At 71.8% G+C, this 16064-nt stretch carries 15 protein-coding genes and 1 tRNA gene; 14 read left to right on the forward strand and 2 right to left on the reverse strand.

Annotated elements, in window-relative coordinates; all coding sequences use genetic code 11:
* Nucleotides 1-111 precede the first annotated feature (111 nt).
* Nucleotides 112-2250: a hypothetical protein gene (locus VKA29_RS13185; protein ID WP_324785653.1), complete on the forward strand. Its 2139-nt coding sequence runs from the start codon at nucleotides 112-114 to the stop codon at nucleotides 2248-2250.
* 296 nt (nucleotides 2251-2546) lie between these two features.
* The gene (locus VKA29_RS13190; RefSeq protein WP_324785654.1) at nucleotides 2547-3758 is read left to right on the forward strand and encodes a glycosyltransferase family 2 protein; all 1212 of its coding nucleotides are present in this window, start codon (nucleotides 2547-2549) and stop codon (nucleotides 3756-3758) included.
* A gap of 3 nt (nucleotides 3759-3761) precedes the next feature.
* Here VKA29_RS13190 and VKA29_RS13195 read toward each other — a convergent pair whose 3' ends face one another.
* Nucleotides 3762-5174 carry a polysaccharide pyruvyl transferase family protein gene (locus tag VKA29_RS13195; protein ID WP_324785655.1) on the reverse strand — a complete coding sequence of 471 codons (1413 nt, stop codon included), beginning with the start codon at nucleotides 5172-5174 and terminating at the stop codon, nucleotides 3762-3764.
* A 179-nt stretch (nucleotides 5175-5353) separates the two neighbouring features.
* On the opposite strand from VKA29_RS13195, the gene proB reads away from it, so the two are divergent.
* The 5 genes from proB (at nucleotide 5354) to VKA29_RS13220 (ending at nucleotide 10342) form a co-directional block, all read left to right on the forward strand.
* Nucleotides 5354-6493: a glutamate 5-kinase gene (gene proB, locus VKA29_RS13200; RefSeq protein WP_420718480.1), complete on the forward strand. Its 1140-nt coding sequence runs from the start codon at nucleotides 5354-5356 to the stop codon at nucleotides 6491-6493.
* A 141-nt stretch (nucleotides 6494-6634) separates the two neighbouring features.
* Entirely contained in the window at nucleotides 6635-7096 is a 462-nt protein-coding gene (locus VKA29_RS13205) for a hypothetical protein (RefSeq protein ID WP_420718483.1), read from the forward strand.
* A gap of 60 nt (nucleotides 7097-7156) precedes the next feature.
* Nucleotides 7157-8443, forward strand: a complete 1287-nt coding sequence (locus VKA29_RS13210; protein WP_324785657.1) for a glutamate-5-semialdehyde dehydrogenase — start codon at nucleotides 7157-7159, stop codon at nucleotides 8441-8443.
* Nucleotides 8444-8554: 111 nt separating this feature from the next.
* Complete coding sequence (locus VKA29_RS13215) at nucleotides 8555-9157, forward strand: hypothetical protein (RefSeq protein WP_324785658.1); 603 nt, start codon at nucleotides 8555-8557, stop codon at nucleotides 9155-9157.
* Between the two features lie 114 nt (nucleotides 9158-9271).
* The gene (locus VKA29_RS13220) at nucleotides 9272-10342 is read left to right on the forward strand and encodes a hypothetical protein (RefSeq protein WP_324785660.1); all 1071 of its coding nucleotides are present in this window, start codon (nucleotides 9272-9274) and stop codon (nucleotides 10340-10342) included.
* A 48-nt stretch (nucleotides 10343-10390) separates the two neighbouring features.
* On the opposite strand, the gene VKA29_RS13225 is transcribed toward VKA29_RS13220, so the two are convergent.
* Nucleotides 10391-11500: a M48 family metallopeptidase gene (locus VKA29_RS13225; protein WP_324785674.1), complete on the reverse strand. Its 1110-nt coding sequence runs from the start codon at nucleotides 11498-11500 to the stop codon at nucleotides 10391-10393.
* A 125-nt stretch (nucleotides 11501-11625) separates the two neighbouring features.
* On the opposite strand from VKA29_RS13225, the gene VKA29_RS13230 reads away from it, so the two are divergent.
* From VKA29_RS13230 to VKA29_RS13260, 7 genes are all read left to right on the forward strand, one after another.
* Entirely contained in the window at nucleotides 11626-11787 is a 162-nt protein-coding gene (locus tag VKA29_RS13230; protein ID WP_324785661.1) for a hypothetical protein, read from the forward strand.
* A 109-nt stretch (nucleotides 11788-11896) separates the two neighbouring features.
* Complete coding sequence (locus tag VKA29_RS13235) at nucleotides 11897-12061, forward strand: hypothetical protein (protein WP_324785662.1); 165 nt, start codon at nucleotides 11897-11899, stop codon at nucleotides 12059-12061.
* Between the two features lie 70 nt (nucleotides 12062-12131).
* Nucleotides 12132-12839: a nicotinate-nucleotide adenylyltransferase gene (nadD, locus tag VKA29_RS13240; RefSeq protein WP_324785663.1), complete on the forward strand. Its 708-nt coding sequence runs from the start codon at nucleotides 12132-12134 to the stop codon at nucleotides 12837-12839.
* 17 nt (nucleotides 12840-12856) lie between these two features.
* Entirely contained in the window at nucleotides 12857-14614 is a 1758-nt protein-coding gene (locus tag VKA29_RS13245) for an LCP family protein (protein WP_324785664.1), read from the forward strand.
* A gap of 112 nt (nucleotides 14615-14726) precedes the next feature.
* Entirely contained in the window at nucleotides 14727-15170 is a 444-nt protein-coding gene (rsfS, locus tag VKA29_RS13250) for a ribosome silencing factor (protein ID WP_324785665.1), read from the forward strand.
* The gene (locus tag VKA29_RS13255) at nucleotides 15170-15838 is read left to right on the forward strand and encodes a histidine phosphatase family protein (protein WP_324785666.1); all 669 of its coding nucleotides are present in this window, start codon (nucleotides 15170-15172) and stop codon (nucleotides 15836-15838) included. The genes rsfS and VKA29_RS13255 overlap by 1 nt, the downstream gene beginning before the upstream one ends.
* A gap of 105 nt (nucleotides 15839-15943) precedes the next feature.
* A tRNA-Ala gene (locus tag VKA29_RS13260) sits at nucleotides 15944-16016 on the forward strand.
* The last annotated feature ends 48 nt before the right edge of the window (nucleotides 16017-16064 follow it).

The raw sequence follows: 16064 nt of genomic DNA on the forward strand, positions 1-16064 counted from the left end.
TGCTCGTTAAGCGGGCGTTCGCAGGGGCCTGAGTCCGTACCAGATGCATTACCCGCAAATCCTGCGCATCTTAGAACAAACCGGCACTCCCCCTCCCAGAGCAGGTTCTCCGTGATATCCACCGCTATTCGCGTCGCCCGGGTGGGCAGCGCGGCCGAACTGGCCGCGGCGGTCCTCATGATGCTGGGCTATCCGGCACTCATGCTGGCCGCGCTCGTCCCGAGCGTCTACGCCTTCGCGGCAGCGGCCGCCGTGACGTACCTGGCGGACCACTATCTGCACCGCAAGGGCAGCTACCTCGTCAACCGGCTCAGCAAGGTCCGCGCCGGCCTGTCGATCCGCTTCCTGATCCGGCAGCTGCTGCTGGTCCTGCTGCTCGCCCGGATGTCCCTGTCGGACAACCTGGTCTTCTACGGGGCGATCGCCGGCTTCATCGCCTTCTACGGACTGCAGGCCCCGCACGGCGCCCTGGTCACCCTGATCCGCAACCGCCGCCGGATGCCGGTCGCCACCCGCAACGTCGATCTGGCCTCCCGCATCCGCATCCCGGACGCCCCGCCGCGCCGCCTGCTCAACCGTTCGGCCGAGAAGATGCTCCACCTCGACCTCGCCGCCGTGGTGGGTGTGCTGGTCTCGGCGGCCATGGACTCGCCCGTGGCCGCCTTCGCCGGCATCGTCGTCACCCTCGTGCTGGGCTGCGGTTACGTCCTCGCCCTGATGCCGTACGTCCGCGGCCGGAAGATCCCGCCGACCGCGGAGAAGGTGCTGGCCGCCGTCGACGACTGGCTGCGCGAGTACCGGCCGCAGACGGTGCTGTACTTCTCCGGCTCGCGCGACTCCGCCTACCAGGTCAACATGTGGCTGGAGACGATGGAGCAGCTCGACTCCCGGCCGCTGGTCATCCTGCGTGAGCGCGTCATCCTGGCGAACCTCGCGCCCACCACCGTCCCGGTCGTCTGCGTGCCCGGCGGTGTGCACCTGATGAACATGGACCTGTCCACCGTGCGGGTCGCGCTGTACGCGGCGAACGTCGGCAAGAACATCCACCTGCTGCGCGTGCCCACCATGAAGCACGTCTTCATCGGCCACGGCGACAGCGACAAGCTCGCCAGCGTGAACCCCTTCAGCAAGGTGTACGACGAGGTGTGGACCGCCGGCCGCGCGGGCCGCGACCGCTACGCCATAGCCGACGTCGGCGTCCGCGACGAGGACATCGTCGAGGTCGGCCGCCCGCAGCTGGCGCCGATCCAGACCTGGCGGGGCGCTTCCGAGGGCCCCCGCGGCGAAGCCGCCGACGGACGCTGCCCGACGGTGCTGTACGCGCCCACCTGGGAGGGCTGGGACGACAACCCGGGCAACACCTCGATCCTGCTGGCCGGCGAGAACATCGTGAAGAAGCTCGTCAAGGCCGACCCGCCGGTCCGCGTCCTGTACAAGCCGCACCCCTTCACCGGAACCCGCAGCGCCGCCGCCAAGGCCGCCCACCAGCGCATCACCGCCCTGGTCGAGAAGGCCGCCGCCGGGCGCGCCGCCGACTCCCGCTTCACCGCCGACGCCGCCGCGCAGGACCGGGCCAAGGCCGAGCTGGCCCGCGTCGAGGCCCGGCTGGCCGAGCTGGCCGGTGCCGCCGGCGACCGGGGCGACGAGGCCGAGGCCAGCCGCGACGGCGTGGCCGACCCGGCGAAGCACGAGGAGATCGCCCGGCTGCGGGACGAGTGGAACGACGCCTACTGGCGCTCCTTCCCCGACTGGGAGCACCGGGTCGTCACGGGCGCCGAGCCGCGTCTGTACGACTGCTTCAACGTCTCCGACGCGATGGTCTCCGACATCTCCAGCGTGGTCTCCGACTTCATCGCCAGCGGCAAGCCGTACGCGGTCACGGACTCCGCCGAGCTGGGCGTGGAGGAGTTCAAGCGCCAGAACACGGCCGTGCGCGCCGCGGTGATCCTGTCCAACAGCGCCGCCGAACTGGGCGGGCTGCTGGCCGCGGTCCGGGACCCGGCCGCCGACCCGCTGGCCGAGGACCGCAAGGAGCTCAAGCAGTACCTCCTCGGCCCGGACGAGCCGGCGTCCATCGTGCAGTTCAACGGCGCGGTGGCCGACCTGGCGCTGAAGGCCGAGACCCGCAACCTCGGCCAGGAGTCGCGGGCCGCGGCCGGCGCCGCCGGGGCCGACGAGCTGTCGGACGCGCTGTCCGCGCAGCAGCCGGTGCCGGCGAACGGCGACACGGACAGCACGACCAGGCGCTGACCGCACCCCACCGGACACGAAGGGCCCGGGCCCCGAGGAGCGATCCTCGGGGCCCGGGCCCTTTCCGGTCTCTTACCGCTTCCTCGTACCGCTCGCCGAGTGGCTCTCACCCGCCGTGCGTACGGTCAGGGTGCCCGGCCCGGTGGAGCCGTCACGGGCCGTGCGTCAAGTCCGCGCGTCATGTGACGCGCGCCACTTGTTCCGACTCGTGGGGCAACCTCCGGGGGTCTTTCTCCGTCTAACAAGTAGCGATTATGCCGATACGGGGGAAATACACCTTTGACCAAGGGGGAACCGTGAGCGTCGCGCAGCCTGATGTCAGTGTGATCATCGGGGCATACGAGGCGATGCCTTATCTGATCGACTGCCTGGCCTCCGTCGAGTCGCAGACCATCGACCCGGCGCGCATCGAGGTCATCGCGGTGGACGACGGCTCGACGGACGGCACGGGGGAGTACCTCGAGGAGTTCGCCGACCGCGCGCCCATGCCGGTGACGCTGATCCGGCAGGACAACTCCGGCGGGCCCAGCGGCCCGCGCAACGTCGGCCTGGGGAAGGCCGCGGGGCGCTACGTCTTCTTCCTCGACGCCGACGACCGGCTCGGCACCGAGGCGCTGGAGCGCATGGTGGCGATGGCCGACCGCAACGGCACCGACGTGGTGCTCGGCCGCGTCGAGGGGATCAACCGCAAGGCGCCGCGGTCGATGTGGGGCCGGACCCTGGACCGTACGGACGTCTTCTCCTCCAACATCAAGTTCACGCTCAGCGCGCAGAAGCTGTTCCGGCGCTCCTTCCTGGAGCGGCACGGCCTGCGCTTCGACGAGTCCCTGTGGACCGGCGAGGACGCGCTGTTCACGATGGAGGCCTACCTGCGGGCGAACGGCGTCTCGGTGATCGCCGACCACACCTGCTACTACCTGGTGGGCCGCACGGACGGCAAGCACGTGACCAAGAGCGGCAGTTACGCCCTGCGCTTCGACTCCGCCCGCGCCCTGATGAACCGGATAGCCGAGCACGTCCCGGCCGGCGAGCGGCGCGACGCGCTCATGATCCGGCCCTTCCTGGTCACCCTGCTGCCGCAGTTCGGTCCCCGGTACCTCAAGGACAGCGAGGAGGTGCGACGGCACAAGTTCGAACTGGCGCGGCCGCTGACGGAGAAGTACTGGACCGAGGGCGTAGCCCGCCGCCTCAAGGTCGAAGAGCGCCTCAGGCTCCACCTGGTGGCCGAGCAGCGGCCCGAACTCCTCACCGAGGTCGTGCGGTTCGTCAAGGCCAAGAAGCAGGCCCCGGCCCTGCTGGAGAAGAAGGGCCGCCGCCTCTACCTCGTCTATCCGCACTTCCGCGACGGGCGGGCGGGCGTCCCGGACTCCGTCTACCTCGCCGCCCCCCGCGAGGCCCGCGCCTTCCCGGGCTACCGCGAGAGCGCCGCCGACTCCGTACTGCGCAGGGCCGCGCGGAAGGCCCGCCGGGTGCTCACGGCCCCCGGCGGGACGGTCACGGCGGTGTAGCCGCTACTGACGGCCGGACCGCAGGGCGCGGCGGAGGGGGCGGCCCACCACCCGCCGGGCCTTGCGGTACACGGACGTCGTGCCCGCCGCGGTGGCCGGCCGGCCGCTCTCCCCGCGCTTCAGCTCGCGCTTCAACCGGTCGTTCTCCGCGGACAGTTCGGCGACCCGGCTGTGCAGCCAGCCGAACCGCGAGGCGAGCGAGGCGACGTCGGCCTCGTTCCACGGCCGGATCCCGGGCGGGAAGCTGAGGGAGCGCATGCGCGCCTCGAAGGCGGCGCCGCCGTCGCCGTGCGTGAAGGTGTTCTCCAGGCCGTTGCGCTCCAGGAACGCGGTGAACCGCTCGAAGCGCTCCAGGTGGCCGTCGGCCAGCGCGGTGAAGTCGGCCTCCGCGTAGAGCCTGGCGGGGTCGAGGTCGTCGGGCAGCCGGTCCATCCGGTGGTGCGGGATGTCGAAGTAGCGGCACAGCTCCAGCGTCCGCGAGTCGCCGCACAGCACGGTCGCCGGCGTGCCCGCCAGCAGCGCGGCGATGTTGCCGTGGATGCGGGAGCCGAAGGAGAAGTCGAAGGCGCGCAGGTCGTCGATCCAGGTGACCGGGTCGACGTAGACGCGGACCTTGTCCTCCCGGTACATCGGGTGGTCGGGGTGGGTCGGCATCGCCGTCACCGCCGCGTTCGGGTCCGACAGGTCCCGCCAGTGCAGCTGCCGCGCGTCGCTGAGGTTCTGCCCGATGAAGCGCAGGTTCGGATAACGGGCGTGGGCACGGGCGATGACCTTGTCCAGCCCCTGCTTCTGCACCGCGTTGTGCGAGCCGTTGACCGCGATGCGGGAGTCGGCGGTCAGCTCCGCCACCCGCTTGTGCACGGCGAGTTCCTTGCCGTTCAGGAACAGCGACGGGCAGCCGATGACCTCGACGTCCCGGTAGCCCAGGTCCTTCAGGTACTTCTCGGTGAACTCGCCGCGCACGCCGATCGAGGCGCTGCGGTCCAGCACCGCGGAGACGAACGCCCGGACGGTCTGCTCCATCGGCTTCAGCCGCGCCGCGTTGTAGTTCAGCCCGGCCTGCGCCCCGATGCCCAGCACCACCACCGGGATCCGCAGCCGGCTGATCAGCCGGGTGAGCCGCTGCAGACCGGCCTCGAACGACGGCCGGAACGCGTTGGCCAGGGGCACCACGAAGACGTCGTACTCCTCGTTGATCCGCCCCGCCGCGGCCGCGTGCGCCTGGATGCCGTTCGAGACCACCTCGGTCCCCGGCGCCTGGAGGATCTTGTGAGCGGCGTCACTGAAGATCAGGTTGCCGGCATTGGTGGCGATCACGTCGCGGTGCAGGGCCTCCTCGACCGACACGACGTCGTACGGGCTCTTGCCCGAGCGTATGAGGATGCGCTTGGTGGGGCGAACTGTCTTTTGTGGCACGGTGTTCAAAATATGTTGGCCGGGTCTTTAACTTCTATAACCAACCGGTGCAACCTTTTTGCCGTGCACGGCGCGTGAGGATGCGGTCACCCGGCGCCTGTCCGGGGACTGGACCGATGCGCGGCGACCGGCCCCCTTCGCGTAGATTGCCTGGTGGTGGAGCCCGCAGACGCGAGGGGATGACGACCGAGGTGACCACGGCAAGGCAGGGCGTGCGCGAGGCCCGCAGGATCGTCGTCAAAGTGGGTTCCTCGTCGCTCACCACGGCGTCGGGCGGCCTGGACGCCGACCGCGTGGACGCGCTCGTCAACGTGCTCGCCAAGAGCCGCGCCGAGGGGGAGCGGGAGATCGTCCTCGTCTCCTCCGGCGCCATCGCCGCCGGACTCGCCCCGCTCGGCCTGCGCCGCCGCCCCCGGGACCTGGCCCGCCAGCAGGCCGCCGCCAGCGTCGGGCAGGGCCTGCTGGTCGCCCGCTACACCGCGTCCTTCGCCCGCTACGGCGTCCGCGTCGGCCAGGTCCTGCTCACCTCCGACGACATGAGCCGCCGCGCCCACCACCGCAACGCCTCCCGCACCCTCGACAAGCTGCTCGCCATGGGCGCCTTCCCGGTGGTGAACGAGAACGACACCGTCGCCACCGACGAGATCCGCTTCGGCGACAACGACCGTCTCGCCGCCCTCGTCGCCCACCTCGTGCACGCCGACCTGCTGGTGCTGCTGTCCGACGTGGACGGCGTGTACGACGGCGACCCGTCCCGGCCGGGCACCTCGCGGATAGCCGAGGTGCGCGGGCCCGCCGACCTCGCGGGCGTCGAGATCGGCAGCGCCGGCAAGGCGGGCGTCGGCACCGGCGGCATGGTCACCAAGGTCGAGGCCGCCGGGATCGCCGCCGCCGCCGGCATCCCCGTCGTGCTGACCAGCGCCGTCCACGCGGCCGAGGCGCTGTCCGGCGGCGACACCGGCACCTACTTCCACCCCACCGGCAGGCGCTCCGCCGACCGGCTGCTGTGGCTGCAGCACGCGTCCACCCCGCAAGGGGCGCTGACCCTGGACGACGGCGCGGTGCGCGCGGTCGTGGACCGGCGCAAGTCGCTGCTGCCGGCCGGGATCGCCGCCGTCGAGGGCGACTTCAGCGCCGGCGACCCGGTCGAACTGCGCGACACCGGCGGGCGCGCGGTGGCGCGCGGGCTGGTCAACTTCGACGCCAAGGAGATTCCCCAGCTGCTCGGCCGCTCGACCCGGGAACTGGCCCGGGAACTCGGCCCGGCGTACGAGCGGGAGGTCGTACACAGGGACGACCTGGTGGTCCTGCACCCGTAAACGACCGAAACGTCCGCTCCCGGTGGTGGACGTTCCGCAAAAGCGCCACGCGACGGTCTGCGGCCTGCTCAACTTTGACCGAGGAACACATTCCGCGCGAGCACTGCTCGACCCTGCGTGAAGGAGGCCGTCGTGAGACGAGTGCGCCCTGGGACGGCGTCCCGCAGTGCCGGCGCCGCCGGCGCCCCCTCCCGCACGGCCGCCGGGGGACGCGCTCTGACCAGCGTCGCCGCCGGAGGCCGCTACGAGGAACCGGCGGACCTGCCGCGCCTGTGGCACGTCACCCTCAGCGTCTCCGGCGCCCAGGCGCCCCTGACCGAGGTGCGGCGCGGCCTCGAACAGCTCGCCCACGACCACCCCTTCCTGCTGACCAGCAGGTACGCGGGCGACCACGCCGAGATCCGCTACTGGGAGGAGGCCCGCGACCTGCACGACGCCGCCGCCGTGGCCCTGCGCCTGTGGGGCGAGCACCGGCAGACCGCCAAACTGCCGCCCTGGGAGATCGTCGGCCTGGAGGTCATCGACCGCGAGACCTACCACCAGCGCGTCGCCGAGGGCTACGGTCCGCCGCCCGCGTCGCCGGTGGGGGTTCATCCCTTTTGAACCCGTCTCGATGTGTGGATGAGCCGTGAACGCGCGCGTGCGGAGCACTACGCTGCGGGCATGACCACGCTTTCGCCGTACGACTCCATGTCCCCGGTCACCCAGGCCGCCTACCGCGCCAAAGCCGCCGCCGCCGACCTCGCCCCGCTGCCGCGCGCGGTGAAGGACGACGCGCTGCTCGCCATCGCGGACGCGCTGGAGGTCCGTACGAGCGAGATCATCGAGGCCAACGCCAAGGACGTGGCCAAGGCGCGCGAGGCCGGCACCAGCGAGGCGATCGTCGACCGGCTCACGCTCACCCCGGAGCGGGTGCGCGCCATCGCCTCCGACGTCCGCGACGTCGTGGCGCTGCCCGACCCGGTCGGCGAGGTCGTCCGCGGCTCCACCCTGCCCAACGGCATCGACCTGCGCCAGGTCCGCGTCCCGCTCGGCGTCGTCGGCATCATCTACGAGGCCCGCCCGAACGTCACCGTCGACGCCGCCGCCCTGTGCCTGAAGTCCGGCAACGCCGTCCTGCTGCGCGGCTCGGCCTCCGCCTACGAGTCGAACACCGCCCTCGTGCGGGTCATCCGCGACGCCGTCGGCGGCGCCGGTCTGCCCGCCGACGCCGTGCAGCTGGTGCCCGGGGAGAGCCGCGACAGCGTGCGCGAGCTGATGCGCGCCCGCGGCCTGGTCGACGTCCTCATCCCGCGCGGCGGCGCCTCGCTGATCCGGACGGTGGTCAACGAGTCCACCGTCCCCGTCATCGAGACCGGCACCGGCAACTGCCACGTCTACGTCGACGCCCACGCCGACATCGACATGGCCGTCGACATCCTGATCAACTCCAAGGCGCAGCGCGTCAGCGTCTGCAACGCCGCCGAGACCCTCCTCGTCCACCAGGACATCGCCCCCGAGTTCCTGCCGCGCGCCCTCGACGCCCTCGCGGACGCCGGGGTCACGGTCCACGCCGACGAACGGGTGATGGCCTACGCCAAGGACTCCGCCGCGACCGTCGTCGAGGCCACGGCCGAGGACTGGGAGACCGAGTACCTCTCCTACGACATCGCCGCCGCGGTGGTGGACTCGCTGGACAAGGCCGTCGAGCACATCCGGCTGTGGACCTCCGGCCACACCGAGGCGATCGTCACGACCTCGCAGCAGGCCGCCCGCCGCTTCACCCGGCTGGTCGATTCCACGACGGTCGCCGTCAACGCCTCCACCCGCTTCACCGACGGCGGCCAGTTCGGCTTCGGCGCGGAGATCGGCATCTCCACGCAGAAGCTGCACGCGCGCGGCCCGATGGGCCTGCCGGAGCTGACGAGCACCAAGTACATCGTCACCGGGGACGGGCACGTGCGGCGCTGAGACCGGCCGTCGGCGGGGGCGCATATGCGGTCGGCACGCGCGTCCGGTACGCGCCCTCACCCCGGGCGGCCGTCTCATCAGGCGGATGAATTTCCATACCGTCTGCCCAAAATGACCCCCCAGGTCTACTCTGGATCCGTGCCGGAGGACGTGGGGGGCATGCCGTTCCCTGACGGCTGGGAGCCCGACGACGACCACGACCGCGGGGTGTCGGACGAAGAGTTCGCCTCCGTGGTCTTCGACGAGGCCTTCGTACGGGCGGCCGCGGTGCACGAGCCGACCGCCGTGGAGCGCCTGCTGGCCGCCGCCCAGGCGAGAGCGGAGGCCTCCGAGGCGGAGGCCCGCCGGACCCACGGCAGAGGCGACCGCTACGAGGACGGCTACGGCCCCGGGGGCCGCGCCGGTTTCGGTCGTGATCCGGACTACGACGACCCGGACGACCCCGAGGCCTTCGGGAGCCACTACCGCGTCTTCGGGCCGTACGGCAGGCAGGTCCGCTGGCACCGCCCGGTCGCCTGGATGCTCGCCGTGGTGATGGGGGTCGGCATGGTCGCCCTGGCCTTCGCGGCCGTCTACCGCGGCGGCTCCTCCAGCCGTGAGGACCAGGTGCCGCCGCCCGCCTCGACCGGCCTGGAGCAGAGCGGCGCGGCGCCTCCCTCGGCGTCGGCCGACCACTCCCGGCCGGCGGTCCCGGTCATCCCGCACAGCCCCTAGGGGCCGCAGGGGGTCCGGCAGGGGCCGCCGGAAGGGTCCCGACCTCCGAATCCGTCCCAACTTGTCGCGTACCAGGGCGTTTACCGGAGCCCCAGGAGACCTACCCTGAAAGGTATGGGAGGGCCTGGAGACCCACCTGAGGGGACACCCGAGGGCGCCCCCGGGGGTGGGGAGGACGAGTACCGGTCCGTCGTCTTCGACGAATCGTTCGTCCGTGCTGCCCGCCTGCAGGAGTACTCCGCGCAGGAGCGCATGGCCGACCACGCGCCCGCGGTGCGCCGCCGCCCGCCTCTGCGCCGGGGACTGTCCCGGCAGGCCCTGGTCCTCGTCATGCTGATCGCCGTCGCCTTCGGCACGGCGATCTACATGGGCGTGCGGCACCCGTACCAGGTCCCGGGCGCGCGGCAGCCCGTCGAGCCCCTGCGGATGACCGTGATCCCGCTGTCCCCGCAGGGCAGGGTGCCCGGAGCGGCCGATCCCGAGTACCTGTACGAGCACAGCCCCGCCGCGCAGTTCCGCATCGGCGCCGAGGGCATACCGCTGCCCGCCTCGCGGCGTACCGCGCACTTCTCCGGCGACCAGGTCGTGGCCGCCCTGACCACGGCCAAGGACTACATCGTCCGGTCCTCGCTCTACCCCGAGGTGCTCGACGGGCAGAGTGTGCGGCCCGTGCGCGTCATGCTCGACGCCGGCCAGCTCGGCCAGTTCGACCAGAGCTTCGCGCAGCCGACGGCCGACGGGCGGCACGCGCCGACCGGGTGGCTGGTCCGCTTCGACCCGACCGCCGCCGAGCTCGCCGACGGCAGGATCCGGGTCCAGGGCTCGCTGCAGGCCGCCGAGACCGACTCCGCCACCCTGGAGGTCACCGCGGACCACACCTTCGTCTACGCGCTGCGGCCCACCGGAGCCGGCACGAAGGCCGACGCCTCGCTGTTCACCGTGCGGCGCGAGCTGCACTTCCGCTTCGACCGCGACGACCTGCGCCTGCACCAGGCGCAGCTCGTCGTCTCCTACGTCCAGGCCGGGCCCCTGTCGTGCGCCGAGGACTCGGCCAACCACCTGCGCCCGCTGCTGGCCGGCCAGACGGCCGGGGCGGGCGGCCCGGCGGGCACCGACCCGTACGACACGGGCGGCGCGACGGCCCTGTGCGGTTCCCTGGCGAGGAGCGCCCAGCCGAAGGTGTGACCCCCGACCCCGTCCTCGTCGGCTGTCGGGGGCAGTCGGCTGTCGCGGTCAGTCGTCGTCCCGCGCGGGGCCGTCGGCCGGTGCCTGGTCCTGCGGGGGCCGGCCCTTCGGCGGAGCCGACGCGAACCCGCCGAAGCCGCGCCGGACCCGGCCTCCCAGGTCCCCCGCCCCGTCGGCGATGTCGCTGACCAGCTTCATCAGCGGGTCCTTGGAGTTCTTGACGCTGTTCGAGTAGTGCGCCGCCGACTCGCGCAGCGAGTCCGTGACCGACGTCTCCTTGTCGTCGCCGCGCCGCGGGTAGTGGCCGTCCATGATCCGCTGGTGGTCGCGGGACGCCGCCCACTTCTTCAGCTCGGCCGCCCGGATCGTGGTGAACGGGTGGGAGCGCGGCAGCAGGTTCAGGATCTTCAGCACGGAGTCGCGCAGGTCGCCGCCCGCCTCGTACTCCTCGGCCTGCTGCAGGAACGCGTCCACGTTCATCTGGTGCAGGTGGTTGCCGCCCGCGATCTTCATCAGGCCGCGCATCGACGCCTGCAGGTCCTGGCCGACGAGGAGGCCCGCCCGGTCGGCGGACAGCTCCGACTTGCGGAACCATTCGCGCAGCGCGGTCACGATCGCCATGACCGCGAGGTTGCCCAGCGGGATCCAGGCGACCCGGACCGCCAGGCTGGTCAGGAACAGCAGGATCGTGCGGTACACGGCGTGGCCGGACAGCGCGTGGCCCACCTCGTGGCCGATGACCGCCCGCATCTCCTCCTCGTCCAGCAGCTCGACGAGGCCGGTGGTGACCACGATGATCGGCTCGTCCAGGCCGATGCACATCGCGTTCGGCTGCGGGTCCTGGTTGACGTACATCGGCGGGACCTTCTCCAGGTCCAGGATGTAACAGGCGTCCCGCAGCATGTCGTGGAGATGGGTGAACTGCTGGTCGGAGACGCGCACCGAGTCGGACAGGAACAGCAGCCGCAGGCTGCGCTCGGGAAGCAGGCCGCTGAGCGCCTTGAACACCGTGTCGAAGCCGCTCAGCTTGCGCAGCGCGACCAGCGCGGAGCGGTCGGCCGGGTGCTCGTAGGCGCGCGAGGAGATGCCCGGGAAGCGCGTGCGCTGCCTGCTCGGTGCCTTCTCGTGCCCGTCGTGCTGGTGGCCGTCGTCGGACATGTGGTCCCCCATGTGCGTGTGAGTGGCCCTTTACGGTCCCTCGTGCGGTCCTTCGCGCCCCCGAAGCAGGGCCCAGCCTAGGCGGCGTTACCGTGGACGGCACCACACCGAAGGAGTCCGTCGCCATGGAGCACACGCCCGCGGCCGTCTGGCTGGCCGAGGCCACGAGCGCCGCCCAGCGGCAGGGGGCGGGCAATCTGCTCCGGGTCGTACTGATCGTGATGATCGTCGGATGCGCGCTGACCGCCTGGTTCCTGCTACGGGGCTACAAGCGGAAAGACGACTGAACGCCGCCCAGGGTTCCCCAACGGTGGAGTCGGCGTGATCGCGGGCGGGACCCCCGCTTACCATGGGCCGACATCTTTATCCCGCCCACACGCGATAGGTCCTGCCGAGATGAGCTTCCACAGCACCGCTGCCCAGTTGGTCACCCTCGCCGCGGAGGGTGAGGAGCACGGCGGCAACCACGAGAGCCTCAGCCCCTACGTCACCGGCGGCAGCGCCCTGCTCATCCTGCTGCTCCTGCTGTGGGTCACCACCCGCTTCAACCGCGACCGCTGACACCGTCGCGGGCCGCTGACGGGGAACTGGCGGCCGGAGCCCTCAGGCCGGGCCGGTAGGGTCTGCACGCATGGGAGAGCAGGACACGCCTACCGGTCCGGCGAACGGCACGGCCGACGGCACGCAGACCCGCCCGGCGGACGGCACCGGACCCCGCCCGTCCGGCACCGGCAACGGGCGCCCGGAGCCGGGCAAGCGCCGCCTCGGCGTCATGGGCGGAACGTTCGACCCGATCCACCACGGGCACCTGGTGGCGGCCAGCGAGGTAGCCGCGCAGTTCCACCTCGACGAGGTGGTGTTCGTGCCGACCGGCCAGCCGTGGCAGAAGACCCACCGCCACGTCTCCCCGGCCGAGGACCGCTACCTGATGACGGTCATCGCGACCGCCGAGAACCCGCAGTTCTCCGTGAGCCGCATCGACATCGACCGCGGCGGCCCCACCTACACCGTGGACACGCTGCGCGACCTGCGCGCCCTCAACCCCGACACGGACCTGTTCTTCATCACCGGCGCCGACGCGCTCGGCCAGATCCTGACCTGGCGGGACTCCGAGGAACTGTTCTCCCTCGCGCACTTCATCGGCTGCACCCGGCCCGGCCACCACCTGTCGGACCACGGGCTGCCCGAGGGCGGCGTCTCGCTCGTCGAGGTGCCCGCGCTCGCCATCTCCTCCACGGACTGCCGCGCGAGAGTCGCCAAGGGCGACCCCATCTGGTACATGGTGCCGGACGGAGTCGTGCGCTACATCCACAAGCGCAAGCTGTACCGCGGCGAGTGAGCCGAGAGGGGCTACCGGTGAACGACCGATACGACGCTGGGTACGGGGGCGACCAGTACGAACTCGTCGGATACGACGAGTACGGGCAGCCTGTGTACCGCCAGGTCCCGCCCCAGCAGGCTCCGCAGCAGCCCTACCCCCAGCAGGCTCCGCAGCAGCCGTACGACACCTACGACCCGTACGCGCAGGCGCAGCCGCAGGCCCCGCAGCAGGGCTACGGCTACGACCCCTACGCCACCGGCGGCCGGCAGCCGGCGCCCGCGTACGACCCCTACGGCACCGCTCAGCAGCCGCCCGCGCCGTCCTACGACCCCTACGGCACCGGCGCGTCCCAGAGCGGCGGGTACGACCCCTACGGGCAGGGGCAGGGGCAGGGGCAGGCGCAGGGCGCGGCCACCGGCCGGCAGCCCCGGGTCGCCGAGCAGACCGCCCACATCCCGCAGCAGCCCGGCCCCGCCGACGCCGAGCAGTCCCCGGCCTCCGCCCCGCCCGAACGCGACTACCGCACGGAGCAGTTCGCGTTCGTCGAGGACCCCGACGGCGACGCCGAGGACGTCATCGACTGGCTGAACTTCACCGAGAACCGCACCGAGCGCCGCGAGGAGGCCAAGCGCCGCGCCCGCAGCCGCCTGATCGCCCTCGTCGTGGTGCTGGCCCTGGTCGCGGTCGGCGGAGTGGGCTACCTCTGGGCCGCCGGGAAGCTGCCCGGCCTGTCGGACCCGGACACCAAGACCGGCGGGACGACGGCCGCGGGGGCGCAGAACCGCGACGTGATCGTCGTCCACCTGCACAACACCAAGAAGGGCGGCACCTCCACGGCGCTGCTCGTCGACAACACCACCACCAAGCAGGGCACCACCGTCCTGCTGCCCAACTCGCTCGCCGTCACGGACGACGACGGCACCACCACCACCCTCGCCAAGTCCGTCGCGGACGACGGCTCCTCCGGCACCCGCGACGCCCTAGACACCGTCCTCGGCACCGAGATCCAGGGCACCTGGCGCCTGGACACCCCCTACCTGCAGAACCTCGTCGACCTCGTCGGCAACATCGAGGTGGACACCGACACCGACGTCCCCGACCCGGGCGCCGGCAAGAAGGGCGCCTCGCCCCTGGTGCACCGGGGCGAGAACCAGACCCTCAGCGGCAAGACGGCCGTCGCCTACGCCACCTACCGCGCCTCCGGCGAGACCCAGAACGCCCAGCTGCAGCGGTTCGGACAGGTCATGCAGGGCGTGCTGCGCAAGCTGTCGTCCGATCCGACGGCCGCGACGACCACCGTGCAGACCCTGGCGCAGATCCTGGACCCGTCGCTGACCGACAAGGACCTCGGAACCTTCCTCGCCAAGCTCGCCGACCTCGCCAAGGGGGGCGACTACAAGACCGCCCTGCTGCCCGTCCAGGCCGACGGCACCCTCAGCGCGCAGACCGGCGCCGGTGTGGTCAAGGACGTGCTCGGCGGCACCGCGAAGAGCCCCTCCAAGGACGCCGCCGTCCGGGTCTCCGTCCAGAACGCCAGCGGCGTGAAGGACAACACCCAGAAGGCCCGCGTCGTCCTCCTCAACGGCGGCTTCACCTTCCTGGACGGCGGCACCGCCTCCGCCGCGGCCGCCTCCGAGGTGGTCTACACGGACCCCGCCGACAAGGAGAACGCCACCGAGGTCGCCAAGACGCTGGGCCTGTCCACCGGCTCCGTCACCAAGGGCAAGGTCACCTCCAGCGCGGACGTCCTGGTCGTCCTCGGCCAGGACTACCGCCCGTCGTCGTCCCAGTAGCGGGCCCGTCGAGACCGGCGGCGCCCCACGTGATGCGTACATAACACGTGGGGTGCCGCGGCCGGTCCGTGAGACCCTTGATGCCAAGTGACCGCCGACCGAAAGCCACGTAGTGACCGCCACTGACCGCTCTCTGGAGCTCATCAACACCGCCGCGCAGGCGGCCGCCGACAAGCTGGCGCACGACATCATCGCCTACGACGTCAGCGACGTGCTGTCGATCACGGACGCCTTCCTGCTGGCCTCCGCCCCCAGCGACCGCCAGGTCAAGTCGATCGTCGACGAGATCGAGGAGCGGCTCCTGAAGGAGCTCGGCGCCAAGCCGGTGCGCCGCGAGGGCGACCGTGAGGCCCGCTGGGTCCTGCTCGACTACGTCGACATCGTCGTCCACGTGCAGCACAGCGAGGAGCGCGTCTTCTACGCCCTGGAGCGGCTGTGGAAGGACTGCCCCGAGATCGAACTGCCCGAGGACGCCAAGGCCACCCGCGGCAAGGCCGAGGAGCACGCCAAGCTGAAGGCGGCCGAGGAGGCGGCGGAGCCGGGCGGTGAGTGGTGATGAGCGCCACCGACGAGGTGCCCGCCGACAAGAGCCGCGGCCGTCGCCTCATCCTGTGGCGGCACGGCCAGACCTCGTGGAACGTGGAGCGTCGGTTCCAGGGCACCACGGACGTCCCGCTCACCGAGGCCGGCGTCGCCCAGGCCCGCCGCGCCGCCCGGCTGCTCGTCTCGCTCGGGCCCGACGCGATCGTCGCCTCCGACCTCCAGCGGGCCGCCCGGACGGCCGGCGAGCTCGCCGCGCTCACCGGCCTGGAGGTCACCCACGACGAGGGGCTGCGCGAGACCTACGCGGGCAAGTGGCAGGGCCTGACGCACGAGGAGATCCTCGAGCGGTACGGCGCGGAGTACGGCGCGTGGAAGCGCGGCGAGCCGGTCCGCCGCGGCGGCGGCGAACTGGAGACCGAGGTGGCCGAGCGCGCCGCCCCGGTCGTGCTGCGGCACGCCGAGAAGCTCCCCGACGACGGCACGCTCGTCGTGGTCAGCCACGGCGGCACGATCCGCACCACCATCGGACGTCTCCTGGGCCTGGAGGCCCGCCACTGGGAGAGCCTCGGCGGTCTGTCCAACTGCTGCTGGTCGGTGCTCGGCGAGGGAGCCCGCGGCTGGCGCCTGCTGGAGCACAACGCCGGCACCCTGCCGGAGCCGGTCCTCGGCGACGACGACTGAGCCGCGGTCGGGCCGTCGTCCCGGGCCCGGACCCGGATTTCACTTTCCGGCAGGTCGCAGGCTAAAGTTCTTCTTGTTCGCCCCGCCGAGCGGGAAGAACAACAAGGGGCTATAGCTCAGTTGGTAGAGCGCCTGCATGGCATGCAGGAGGTCAGGAGTTCAATTCTCCTTAGCTCCACGGATCGGCAACTCCGCGGGTCGACACACTGTCGAGTTGTCAAGGATC

It is taken from the genome of Streptomyces sp. H51 (assembly GCF_035656535.1).
Lineage (GTDB): Bacteria > Actinomycetota > Actinomycetes > Streptomycetales > Streptomycetaceae > Streptomyces.